Here is an 11,811-nt window from a genome sequence, read left to right as displayed (position 1 = left end):
GGCAGATTGGGGGGGCCTGACTCTAGCTACAAAGCAAAAGCCGGTACAAGCAATCAACTTGTACCGGCTTTTGCTTAATACAATAAACCTAAATGCTTACTTGAACTGGTAGCTCAGCGAACCGTAAGTGGGAGGCAGCGCTGGTGGGGATGGCTCCTTCTCACCACTAACGTTCAAACTTGTGGATGAGCGCGCGTAATCGTGCTTGTGAGTTTGTCTAGAGCGGATAAGTATGCCTTTGCGGATGCAACGATGATATCGGTGTCAGCACCCTGACCATTTACTATTTTCCCTGCCTTGGATAAACGTACTGTTACTTCACCTTGACTATCGGTGCCGCTGGTGATGGCATTTACCGAATAGAGCAATAGATCGGCGCCGCTGTTAACTTGAGACTCAATGGCCTTGAAAGTAGCATCCACGGGACCGGATCCGGTAGATTCGGCATGTCGCTCGGTACCTTCTTCAGAGATAGTGATGGAGGCATGGGGCAGTTCCCCGGTCTCTGTTGATACTTTTAATGAGATAAATTTATAGCGCTCCTGATCTACCGCTACCGTTTCATCACTCACAATAGCATGCAAGTCCTCGTCGAAAATCTCATGCTTTTTATCTGCGAGTTCTTTGAATCTGGCAAATGCCGCATTGAGCGCTTCTTCGGAAGCCAATTCGATGCCAAGTTCAGTCAATCGAGTGCGGAAAGCATTTCGACCGCTGTGCTTGCCTAAAACCATCTTATTGGCGGACCAGCCAACATCTTCTGCGCGCATGATTTCATATGTTTCCCGGTGCTTAAGTACGCCGTCCTGATGTATGCCGGACTCATGGGCAAAGGCATTGGCTCCGACGATTGCTTTATTAGGCTGCACGGCAAATCCAGTGATGCCTGAAACTAATCGGGATGCCGGAACAATTTGGGATGTATCGATCCGAGTGTCGCATTGAAAGACATCCTTTCGGGTTTTTACAGCCATCACAATTTCCTCCAAGGCGGCGTTCCCTGCTCGCTCTCCAAGGCCGTTGATGGTGCACTCTACCTGCCGTGCGCCGTGTAGCACCGCGGATAGCGAGTTGGCTACAGCCATTCCTAGATCGTTGTGGCAATGAACTGAAAAAATTGCCTGATCAGAATTCGGGATGCGTTCAAGGAGGAAATGGATGAGTTGGCCAAATTGCTCTGGAACAGCATATCCAACAGTGTCTGGCACATTAATGGTTCTGGCACCTGCTTTAATAACAGCTTCAAAGATCCTGCAAAGAAAGTCAGGTTCCGAGCGCCCCGCATCTTCTGCAGAAAACTCCACATCATCGGTCCACTGGCGTGCCCAAGTGACAGCCCTTACCGCCTGTTCGAGGACTGCTTCTGGTTCCATCCGTAACTTCATCTGCATGTGAATTGGAGATGTGGAGATGAAGGTGTGAATCCGGCCTGATTTTGCACCTTTAAGGGCTAACCCGGTTTGCTCGATATCTTTCTCTAGTGCCCGGGCCAGTCCGCAAATCGTTGAGTCTTGAATTGCGTCTGCGACGGCCTTAACTGACTCGAAGTCTCCAAGGCTGGACGCAGGGAAGCCCGCTTCAATGACATCAACCCGCATTTTTTCTAGCTGGCGCGCAATACGTACTTTTTCTTCTTTGGTCATGGAGGCACCTGGGCTTTGCTCTCCATCGCGCAATGTTGTGTCAAAAATATAGAGACGGTTACTCATTGGATTCTCCTGAGAAGTGTCATTACAAGGTAGCCGACATCAAAGCACATACCGAAAATGGTAGAGCTGATGGTCAAAACATTTAGAGGGAAAGGGGAAGAGTATTAGCGCGCTGGGCGCAGCAGCAGACATGCCAGCAGGTAGTCTGGCAAGGAGAAACAAAAAAGGCTGCATGTCAAGGTATACATGCAGCCAATCTAATGTAAGTTTTTTGGTGTTGTCAAGATTTTTTCTGGAATTTCAGTTTCCTATAACAGTACGTCATGTAGCCTGAAATGGAATATGCCAGGAAGAAGCCGAAGAGGACTAAAGGAGGCTTGTAAACCACAACGACAATTGCCAGAAGCAACAGCAGCAGGACGACGAAGGGGACGGTCTTGCGAACGTTGAATTCCTTAAAGCTATAAAAGGGGACGTTGCTAACCATGGTCAGCCCTGCAAACAGAGTAAGGCCCAGCGCAAGCCACTTCACCCACATGCCAGACCAACCCACTTCCAGTGACGTCCATACCAAGCCGGCAACCACTGCTGCGGCAGATGGGCTTGGCAGCCCTTGGAACCAGCGCTTATCGGTGGAACCTAGATTGGTATTAAAGCGAGCCAAGCGTAGTGCGGCTCCGGCACAATAGATAAAAGCAACCATCCAACCCAAGCGATCAAAGTCACGTAAGGCCCATTCGTAGGCAACTAGTGCTGGCGCAACACCAAATGACACCATATCCGATAGTGAGTCGAATTCGGCGCCAAAGGCACTTTGGGTATGGGTCATGCGGGCGACGCGACCGTCAAGACCGTCGAGCACCATAGCGATGAAAATAGCAACCGCTGAGTACTCAAATTTTTGATTCATCGCTTGCACGACGGCATAAAAGCCGGCAAACAAAGCGGCTAGAGTGAATAAATTCGGCAGCAGGTAAATGCTTTGCCGCCGAAGATTCATTTTGTCGCCAGTGGTGGGGCGCATCACTGTCTTCCGGATCAGGCCAGTTCGGCGAGGATGGTTTCTGTTGCAGACACTTTGTCACCCACAGTGACTTTGGGCTGCGCATCTGGAGGCAAGTAGACGTCAACGCGAGAGCCGAAGCGGATAAAGCCATAGCGCTGGCCACGCTTTAGACTGTCGCCAGTCTTGGTGTAACAAAGAATACGCCGCGCAACCAAGCCTGCAATTTGCACGAAGGTGATTTCTGTGCCATTCGCCATCTTGATCTGAACGGCATTGCGTTCGTTTTCCATAGAAGCTTTGTCCAAAGCGGCATTCAAGAAGCTTCCTGGAAAGTACTGAACCGACTGAACGATTCCGTCTACTGGGGACCGATTTGAATGTACATTGAAGACATTCATGAAAACGCTGATTTTCAGTGCATCACGCTTGGTGTAGGGGTCTTGCGTCTTCTCTATCACCACAATTCGACCATCTGCAGGTGATAGAACTGCATTCGGATTTTGCGGAACGGTACGTGGTGGGTCGCGGAAAAATTGCAGTACAAATAGTGCAATCAGCCACAGAGGAAGCGACCAGAAGCCACAAAACCAGCTAACCAGAGCTGCTACGGCAATGCTGATTGCCAGAAATGGCCAACCTTCGCGGGCAATAATGGGGTGAGGGTAATCGTTCAAGGGTTTGCTTTCGAGTGCGCACAGTAAGCGCTGGATTTTAGCATGCACAAAAAGCCGGGTCGCTATTGCAACCCGGCTGACAGCAAAAACTGAAATTAGTCGTAGACTCTGTCAACGTTTTGTTCTCGACTGAAAACCTGATGTCAACAGAGTCTAGTGTCCTGAGCGGTACTGGCCTCAGTTCTTGGATTGGTCAACCAGCTTGTTTGCCTTGATCCAGGGCATCATATCCCGAAGTTTTTCCCCTACCACTTCGATCGGATGCTCAGCATTCAAGCGTCGTCTTGCGGTCATTTCAGGGTAGTTGGTCTTGCCTTCCAAGATGAAGCGCTTGGCGTATTCACCTGTCTGGATGCGCTTGAGCGCATTGCGCATGGCGGCTCTAGACTGTTCGTTGATGACTTCCTGGCCTGTGACATATTCGCCATATTCAGCATTATTCGAGATCGAATAATTCATGTTGGCGATACCACCTTCATACATCAGGTCAACAATCAACTTCAGCTCGTGCAAACATTCAAAATATGCCATTTCTGGTGCGTAGCCAGCTTCGGTTAGTGTCTCGAAGCCCATTTTTACGAGCTCTACCGCGCCGCCACACAGTACGGCCTGTTCGCCAAATAGATCCGTTTCGGTTTCTTCCCGGAAAGATGTTTCGATGACACCACCTTTCGTGCCACCATTTGCTGCCGCGTAGGAGAGAGCGATATCGCGGGCGGAGCCGCTCTTGTCCTGGTAGACCGCAATCAGGGACGGTACACCACCACCTTGCTTGTAAGTCGATCGTACCGTGTGTCCTGGGCCTTTGGGGGCAACCATGATGACGTCCAGATCAGTGCGAGGAATGATCTGGTTGTAATGGATGTTGAAACCGTGCGCAAAAGCCAGTGTTGCGCCTTGCTTCAGGTTCGGCTCAATGTCGCGTTTGTAAACATCGGGTTGGCTTTCGTCAGGTAACAAGATCATGACGACATCGGCAGATTTGACAGCGTCAGCGACTTCTTTGACGGCAAGGCCGGCGGCTTCGGCTTTTTTCCAGGAAGCACCATCACGCCGTAAACCGATGGTGACATTTACGCCAGAGTCCTTGAGGTTAAGTGCATGGGCGTGACCTTGAGATCCATAACCGACGATGGTTACCTGGCGGTTTTTGATCAGGGAGAGATCTGCGTCTTTGTCGTAAAAAACTTTCATGGCTTTATCCTTATCAATATGTGGGCCTGTGGTTGGGCATAAAGCACCAGTGCCGCAGGCTTGAATCAAATCTTGAGAATCCGCTCACCACGGCCGATGCCCGAGGCACCGGTGCGCACGGTTTCCAATATGACGGCTCGGTCTACTGCTTCAATGAATGCGTCCAGCTTCTGGCTGGTGCCTGTCAGTTCTATGGTGTAAGTCTTTTCAGTGACATCAATGATGCGGCCACGGAAAATGTCCGACATCCGCTTCATTTCGTCACGATCTTTGCCGGTTGCGCGGACCTTGATCAGCATTAATTCCCGCTCAATGTGATCTGACTCGTTCAGATCAATCAGCTTGACCACCTCAATCAGTTTGTTCAGCTGTTTGGTGATCTGCTCAATGATGTCGTCAGAACCATTGGTCACTATGGTCATCCGCGACAGAGTAGGGTCTTCGGTCGTGGAAACGGTCAACGAGTCGATGTTGTAACCACGCGCAGAAAATAGGCCAACAACTCGTGAAAGCGCTCCGGCTTCGTTTTCAACCAGAATAGATAAAATGTGTCGCATGCGGCCTCCGACTTAACTCAAATTACCGTAGTCGCGTTCTTTGGCGACGGTACCTTGCTGCAGATTTCGCATGTGTGGCGGCAGATCCATCTGGTTCAAACCTTTGCCGTTTTGAACCATCGGGAATACGTTTTCAGTCTGGTCGGTGATGAAGTCCATAAATACCAGCCGCTCTTTCAGTTTCAGCGCTTCCCGTAGAGCACCTTCGACATCTGCAGGCTGTTCAATCCGCATGCCGACATGACCATATGATTCAGCCAGCTTCACGAAATCAGGCAGTGCATCCATATAGGATTCGGAATAGCGGTTGCCGTAGAAGAACTCTTGCCACTGCCGCACCATCCCGAGATATCGGTTATTGAGGTTCACGATCTTTACCGGGACGTGATATTGCTTGCAGGTAGAGAGTTCTTGGATACACATCTGGATTGAGGCCTCACCCGTCACGCAGACGACGTCTGCATCTGGATTGGCAAGCTGAACCCCCATCGCAGCCGGCAGGCCAAAACCCATGGTGCCGAGTCCACCTGAGTTGATCCACCTTCTAGGTTTGGCGAATTTATAGTATTGCGCTGCCCACATCTGGTGTTGGCCGACATCAGAGGTAACGAAAGCTTCACCGCCAGTGAGTTCGTAGAGTTTTTGTATGACGTACTGGGGCTTGATCAGCTCGTCAGAAGGCTGGTAATAGAGCGAGTTGGGCGCACGCCACTCATCGATTTGTTTCCACCAGCTTGCCAAGGCCGTCGCATCTGGCCTTTCCTTGCTTTGCTTCAACAGGGACAGCATTTCGTCCAGCACTTCGCGAACATTTCCAACAATCGGAATATCGACTTTGACGCGTTTGGCGATCGACGATGGGTCAATATCGATATGGATGATTTTCTTTGGCGACGACAGGAATTGCTGCGGTACGGACACTACGCGATCATCAAAACGGGCACCGATTGCGATGAGTACATCGCAATAGTGCATCGACAGATTTGCTTCATAAGTACCGTGCATGCCGAGCATGCCTACAAACAGCGGGTCGGTCCCGGGATATGCTCCCAGCCCCATTAGCGTGTTGGTGCAGGGGAAACCCAGCATGCGTACCAGCTCGGTAACCTGTTCGCTGGCATTGGCCAGAACGGCTCCCCCACCAACGTAAACCATCGGCCGCTTGGCTTCCAGCATCAGATTGACGGCTTTCTTGATCTGGCCCGGATGCCCTTTGGACGGCGGGTTGTAAGAGCGCATCTGCACAGAGGCAGGGTAGTGGAATTCGGTTTTTGCGATGGTGACATCTTTAGGGATGTCCACCACCACGGGGCCTGGGCGGCCTGTTGTGGCAATGTAAAAAGCCTTTTTGATGGCAGATGCCAAGTCTTTGACATCTTTTACCAGAATGTTGTGTTTGACGCATGGCCGGGTGATACCAACCATATCGACTTCCTGGAATGCGTCCAGACCAATGGCAGGTGTAGGAACCTGACCAGACAAGATGACCATCGGGATGGAGTCCATATAGGCCGTGGCAATGCCGGTAATGGCATTGGTAGCGCCTGGTCCCGAGGTTACCAGCGCCACGCCAATCTTTTGTGATGAGCGAGAGTAACCATCCGCTGCGTGCACAGCCCCTTGTTCGTGCCGAACCAGCACATGCTTGACTTTGTTTTGCTTGAATATGGCATCGTAAATTTCGAGTACCGCACCGCCTGGGTAGCCGAATATGAATTCGACACCTTCTTCGGCCAGGCATCGAACAACGATTTCTGCACCTGAGATTTCCATATGGTGACCCCTGGAGAAACAACTTAAACGCAAATTACGGGCGCACTAACGGCTGATTTCCCATGAGACGATCTTCAGCTATCAACGACCGATGTCGCTTAGGCTATTGCATGAAACGCCGTGATTAGACGGTCATGCAAATGCGCCCTGAAGTCGTGTGGGGCGGATCAGCCATCGCGTTAGGGCGAACGGCTTGCAACGAAATGCAGCTAGAGAGCCTGGTCTGGTCTCATATGTGAGACTGCCGGCTTGTCATCGCACTTGGCTTGTGGCCGAGGGACGAGCATCGAACAAATGCTGCCGATGCGGTATGGAGTACGTTGTGTTGTATCCAACCGGCCGCGGCATTGGGGCTTGTAGGATTTCTACGGTACTCAAGCCGGTTCTCAGGGTCAAGTTATTTTCGCGCTGCACCATTTCTTGATAGCGCGGCCAAACTGTTATTTCCATAAGCCTTTTGCTAGTATCCGCGACGCTTTGGATGGGTTTGAGTCACAGTCATATCTAGGAGAGCTCTCTGGCTAATTACGAGCAGTTGTCATCGTTCCTCAAGGAAGTTGAACGGCGAGCCTTTAAGCAGGCTGTTTATGCTGTCCGTGACGACGATGCTGCGCTGGACATCGTCCAGGACGCGATGCTGCGCCTGGCGGATCGTTATGCATCCCGGCCAGTGGAGGAACTGCCGATGCTTTTCCAGCGAATACTTCAAAATGCCATTCGTGATCACTTTCGCCGATCCAAGGTTCGTAGCTGGTGGACTTCTCTGCTTTCCTCGTTCTCGGTAAATGAAGAAGAGGATGCCCCGACAGATCCTTTTGACGGTTTGTCGGTCGAATCGGAAAGTACGGCATTTGAAGACCCGGCAAAGGCGCTCAATCGCGAGCAGACCTTAAAAATAATAGAGCAGGGTTTGGAATTACTGCCACCGCGTCAACGGGAAGCCTTCCTGTTGCGTTATTGGGAGGAGTTGGATGTGTCTCAGACAGCCGAAGCCATGGGGTGTTCGGAGGGAAGTGTCAAGACACATTGTTCCAGGGCATCACACGCTTTGGCTAACTGGTTGAAGGCCAAAGGGGTATCTCTATGAGTGATCAAGATTTTGGAAAACGGCTTGCTGGGCACTTGAGCGAGGCTGCCGAGCAGTTGTCTGCTGCGCAAAAAGAGAAGTTGGGGATGGCGCGCCTGCGTGCATTGGAGCGCGCGAGGATGAGGGCGCCCCAACCGGTGGGCGCTTTGGCTGGTGTTGGGGTGGGATTGGGACGCCAACTGCGCGATAGCCATAAGTTGTGGCGCGTCGGTTTGATTGCCTTGGCGATTGGTGCTGCAATTGCCTTCAGTCTTCAATTTAACGATGTTCAGACCGATGATGACATCGATACCTTGCTACTCTCGGATGAGTTGCCGCCTGATGCGTATATTTCTGAGCGCTTTGATACGATTCTGCAGGGGCATAGTCAGTCATGAGGGCGAGAAGGACGCTAGGATTATGCATGTTGCTGGCATGGGGATGCTCGGGTTGGGTGCTGGCTGGGGATAAGCCGGCTTTGGCATGGGTGCAGCTGACGCCAAGCCAGCAGCAGGTGCTGCGCCCATTGGCCGCCGAGTGGGATAATTTTTCGGCAAAAAAGCGTTCCAGATTTATTAAAATCGCTGATAGTTACAAGACCTTGACACCACAGCAGCAGGCGAGAGTGTCGGAGCGTTTGAAACATTGGTCCACACTGAGTCACGAAGACAGGCAACGTGCCAGAGAAAATTACAAGCGCTTGAATGAACTACCACCCTCTGAGCGGGCGCAGGCAAAATCCCGGCTTAAGAACCAGCAGGAATTAACCAGAAAAAACAAAGCCACTGCACCCGTCATCAAAGCAGAGCAATCGCGGTCGCAGCCAGTGGCGCCAGCCCCTGCGTATCCGGAAGCAACCAAGCAGATATCTCAATGATTCCCAGTTATGAACTAAAGCCTGCCGCCCGTTGGCGGCGGTTGGTGTGCCTTGTCTACGACAGCTTATTACTTGCTGCCGTGATTTTTGTCGCTGGAATGTTGTTCCAGCTGGTGATTCCTGCGGTATCGCAGTCTCAGCCTTTGCGTTACGGCCTGTTTTTGTTTTGGTTGTCTGCGGTATACGGATATTTTGCGCGTTGCTGGATTCGTAGTGGTCAGACCTTGGCCATGAAAACCTGGCGAATCCGCTTGGTTACGCAAGAAGGGTGCATGCTGGGTTTCCGCCAAATCACCTACAGATTTTTGATTGTGCTGATAGCGGCACTTCCTCTACTGCCTGCCGTGATGTGGGCTAAACATAATCCCGCAGAAAGGTGGGTGAGTTGGCTCGCCATGATTTGGTTCGCATTTCCTTATCTATGGGCGTTCCTTGATAAAGAAAAGCAGTTTCTGCACGACCGATTGGTGGGAACGTATCTTGTGGCGGTAGAGACGAAGGCTTGAATGGCATCTTCCGCATGAGCAGGTATGGCTGCCTTGGGGACGTAAAGCGCGCATTACTTAGATTGTGTGGGATGTTTTTCCAGGTAAACGCTTCGCGTAAGTGCGGATATATCCTAGCCCAAGCATCAGTAGGCACCAAGCCAGAATCGGTAGATTTTTCAGGTGAAGATAAGGTGTCAGTCCTGCTCTTCCCTGTACTTCAGATTCTAGTATTGCAGGAATTCTTTCTGGTAGACGACCCTGATAATGCCCGTGCTGATCGATAGCCACAGTCATGCCGCTATTGGTGGCGCGGATCATGGGCTTGCCGGTTTCCAATGTCCGTGCCTGGGAAATCTGGCCATGTTGTTCAAGCGCAATAGATCCATCAAACCATGCCAGATTTGATAGGTTGACCAAGATTGTGGCGTTTGCACTCACAGCAGCAATTTCCTCTCCGAAAACATCCTCGTAGCAGATATTAGGCATCAAGCGCTGGTCGGCAACCATCATCGCTGGCTGTGTCTTGCTGCCCGCAGAGAAATCATCAAGCGGCATGTTGAGCATGCTGCGGTAAATCCAGCCAATTGCCCATTTCATGGGAATAAATTCGCCAAATGGCACTAAATGCTGTTTGTTGTAGTGGGGCAGGTTGTTTTCGCTGATCAGGATGGCGGAGTTGAAGTAGCCCCTTGCCTCAGTATTTTTGCGGGCAGCCCCGATGAGCAGGTCGGCTCCTCGTGCTTTGGGAGTCTTGGTTAGCGCTTCAAGATACTCCTTGGGCAGTTCTTCAAGAAAAACGGGAAAGGCTGTTTCCGGCAAAACAACCAACCTGCCTTGAGCTTGGTGGGTGAGCTGCAGGTAGCGGGCCAGTGTATCGTTAAAGCGTTTGGGATCCCACTTCAAATCTTGCGCAATGGCGCCCTGAACCAAGGAAACGTGTAGTGGTTTGCCAAATGGGCGTGTCCATTCGATCGTGGAGAGGAACTGACTAATTAGGATGACGATCGTGCAACTTGCAGCAGTGACCAGTGCAGAAGTTGCGATACCCTTTCGATTCTTTCCCCACAAATTTGCAGCTATCCAGACTACACAAGCAGCGAATACAGCCAATAGATACCCGACACCATAAACGCCTGCCAATGGGAACCATGGGCTGAGTAGTCCTGTAGGAGCTTGTGAATAGCCAACGGCAGCCCACGGAAATCCTGTAAATAAGGTGCCTCTTAACCATTCGCTGAGCGTCCAGATGGCGGGTGCGGCCATGATGAGCTGAATGGCGACTGGCAAGGGAAGCTTTCGGCTGAGATAGCTGGCGAGGGCAGGAAACAGTGCCAAATACCCACTGAACAGAAACACGGCCAACGCTCCCAGCCAGGCTGGCATGCCGCCGTGGTCAACCAGGCTCAGATAAGTCCAGTGAGTGGTAGCAATGAAATAGCCAAGACCCCAGGCACACCCATGCAGGGCGCTGCGCTTGGGGCTTGGGCTATAGATGGTAAAGAGAAAGAACCCCATCAGGGCGAGCGTGGAGAAAAAGCTCAACCGAAATGGGGCGAGGCCTAGGACTCCGATTGCACCAAAGATGAAGCAGAGTAAAAGCTGGTATCCGCCTCGGATGGGCAGGTTCACTCAGCAGACTCCGCTGCGGTGTCAACGGCCTTTTCGATCAATACACTGTGGATACGTCGGCTATCGGCGCGTAGAACCTGGAAGCTGAAGCCATCGAACGTTACGGAGTCTCCCCGCTTGGGAACCTTGCCGAATTGGGAAAGCACCAAGCCGCCGATCGTGTCCGCTTCTTCATCGGAGAATCGGCTGGCAATAACCTCGTTCAGATCAGGGATGGGGGTTATGGCTTTAACCCGCCAACGGCCTTGGCGATCCTGAATGATGTTGTCTTCGGTTTCATCGAAATCATATTCGTCTTCGATATCACCTACGATCTGCTCGACCACATCCTCAATCGTGACCAATCCGGCTACTCCGCCATACTCATCAACAACGACCGCCATATGGTTACGATTGGCGCGGAATTCTTTCAATAGCACGTTGAGCCGCTTTGACTCAGGGATGAATACGGCGGGTCGTAGCATGTCCCTGACGTTGAATTCCTCCCCGGCGTAATAGCGCAATAAATCCTTGGCAAGCAGAATGCCAAGAATGTTGTCTTTGCTGCCATCGTAAACAGGGAAACGGGAGTGAGCGGTCTGAATGACCAGAGGCATGAACTGCTCTGGGGAATCTTCCACGTCAATCATATCCATCTGACTGCGAGGGATCATGACGTCACGCACTTGCAGATCGCCGACCTGCAATACCCCTTCAATCATTGCCAGGGCATCAGCATCCAGCAGATGTCGTTCAAATGCGGAGTGCAATAGTTCTACCAGCTGTTCGCGGTCTTCGGGCTCTCTGAGCAGTAATGCTGTCAGACGCTCAAGCCAGCTGGGTTTGGGGTGGGGGCGCAATGGTGGTCTAGAGGGTAAGTCCATGTCAGAGGGGTAGAAACAAGATGCTTTTCATTATA

General features: G+C 51.5%; 12 protein-coding genes. 4 read left to right on the top strand and 8 right to left on the bottom strand.

Translation table 11 applies throughout. The annotated features are described in order from the left end of the window. Window positions 1–173: 173 nt before the first annotated feature. The 6 genes from PZA18_RS19975 to PZA18_RS19950 form a co-directional block, all read right to left on the bottom strand. Window positions 174–1,709, bottom strand: coding sequence for a 2-isopropylmalate synthase (locus tag PZA18_RS19975; RefSeq protein ID WP_284102645.1), 1,536 nt, complete (start codon window positions 1,707–1,709; stop codon window positions 174–176). A gap of 220 nt (window positions 1,710–1,929) precedes the next feature. Then, entirely contained in the window at window positions 1,930–2,676 is a 747-nt protein-coding gene (gene pssA, locus PZA18_RS19970; protein ID WP_407951198.1) for a CDP-diacylglycerol--serine O-phosphatidyltransferase, read from the bottom strand. 11 nt (window positions 2,677–2,687) lie between these two features. After that, the gene (locus PZA18_RS19965; RefSeq protein ID WP_284102643.1) at window positions 2,688–3,329 is read right to left on the bottom strand and encodes a phosphatidylserine decarboxylase; all 642 of its coding nucleotides are present in this window, start codon (window positions 3,327–3,329) and stop codon (window positions 2,688–2,690) included. A 177-nt stretch (window positions 3,330–3,506) separates the two neighbouring features. Further along, a complete protein-coding gene (gene ilvC, locus PZA18_RS19960) occupies window positions 3,507–4,523 on the bottom strand; it encodes a ketol-acid reductoisomerase (RefSeq protein ID WP_284102642.1) in 1,017 nt (338 codons plus the stop codon). Between the two features lie 65 nt (window positions 4,524–4,588). After that, the gene (ilvN, locus tag PZA18_RS19955; RefSeq protein WP_284102641.1) at window positions 4,589–5,080 is read right to left on the bottom strand and encodes an acetolactate synthase small subunit; all 492 of its coding nucleotides are present in this window, start codon (window positions 5,078–5,080) and stop codon (window positions 4,589–4,591) included. A gap of 12 nt (window positions 5,081–5,092) precedes the next feature. Then, window positions 5,093–6,853, bottom strand: coding sequence for an acetolactate synthase 3 catalytic subunit (locus tag PZA18_RS19950; RefSeq protein WP_284102640.1), 1,761 nt, complete (start codon window positions 6,851–6,853; stop codon window positions 5,093–5,095). 535 nt (window positions 6,854–7,388) lie between these two features. Between PZA18_RS19950 and PZA18_RS19945 the strand changes: the two genes are divergently transcribed. The 4 genes from PZA18_RS19945 to PZA18_RS19930 all read left to right on the top strand — a co-directional run bounded on the left by PZA18_RS19945 (window position 7,389) and on the right by PZA18_RS19930 (window position 9,302). Then, window positions 7,389–7,940 carry an RNA polymerase sigma factor gene (locus tag PZA18_RS19945; protein WP_407951197.1) on the top strand — a complete coding sequence of 184 codons (552 nt, stop codon included), beginning with the start codon at window positions 7,389–7,391 and terminating at the stop codon, window positions 7,938–7,940. After that, the gene (locus PZA18_RS19940) at window positions 7,937–8,317 is read left to right on the top strand and encodes a DUF3619 family protein (protein ID WP_284102639.1); all 381 of its coding nucleotides are present in this window, start codon (window positions 7,937–7,939) and stop codon (window positions 8,315–8,317) included. Before PZA18_RS19945 ends, PZA18_RS19940 begins: the two co-directional genes overlap by 4 nt. Before the next feature lie 89 nt (window positions 8,318–8,406). Next, on the top strand, window positions 8,407–8,796 hold the full coding sequence (locus PZA18_RS19935) for a DUF3106 domain-containing protein (RefSeq protein WP_284102648.1): 390 nt from the start codon (window positions 8,407–8,409) through the stop codon (window positions 8,794–8,796). After that, window positions 8,793–9,302 (top strand): RDD family protein, encoded by a 510-nt coding sequence (locus tag PZA18_RS19930; protein WP_284102638.1) that lies wholly within the window; start codon window positions 8,793–8,795, stop codon window positions 9,300–9,302. The genes PZA18_RS19935 and PZA18_RS19930 overlap by 4 nt, the downstream gene beginning before the upstream one ends. Before the next feature lie 57 nt (window positions 9,303–9,359). Here PZA18_RS19930 and lnt read toward each other — a convergent pair whose 3' ends face one another. After that, window positions 9,360–10,913, bottom strand: a complete 1,554-nt coding sequence (gene lnt / locus PZA18_RS19925) for an apolipoprotein N-acyltransferase (protein WP_284102637.1) — start codon at window positions 10,911–10,913, stop codon at window positions 9,360–9,362. Beyond that, on the bottom strand, window positions 10,910–11,776 hold the full coding sequence (locus PZA18_RS19920; protein ID WP_308447431.1) for an HlyC/CorC family transporter: 867 nt from the start codon (window positions 11,774–11,776) through the stop codon (window positions 10,910–10,912). Before PZA18_RS19920 ends, lnt begins: the two co-directional genes overlap by 4 nt. Between the last annotated feature and the right edge of the window lie 35 nt (window positions 11,777–11,811).

The sequence above is a fragment of the Parachitinimonas caeni genome (genome assembly GCF_030129945.1).
Classification (GTDB): domain Bacteria; phylum Pseudomonadota; class Gammaproteobacteria; order Burkholderiales; family Chitinimonadaceae; genus Parachitinimonas; species Parachitinimonas caeni.
Note: the sequence above shows the minus strand (reverse complement) of the source record. Positions and strands in the feature narration are given on the sequence as shown.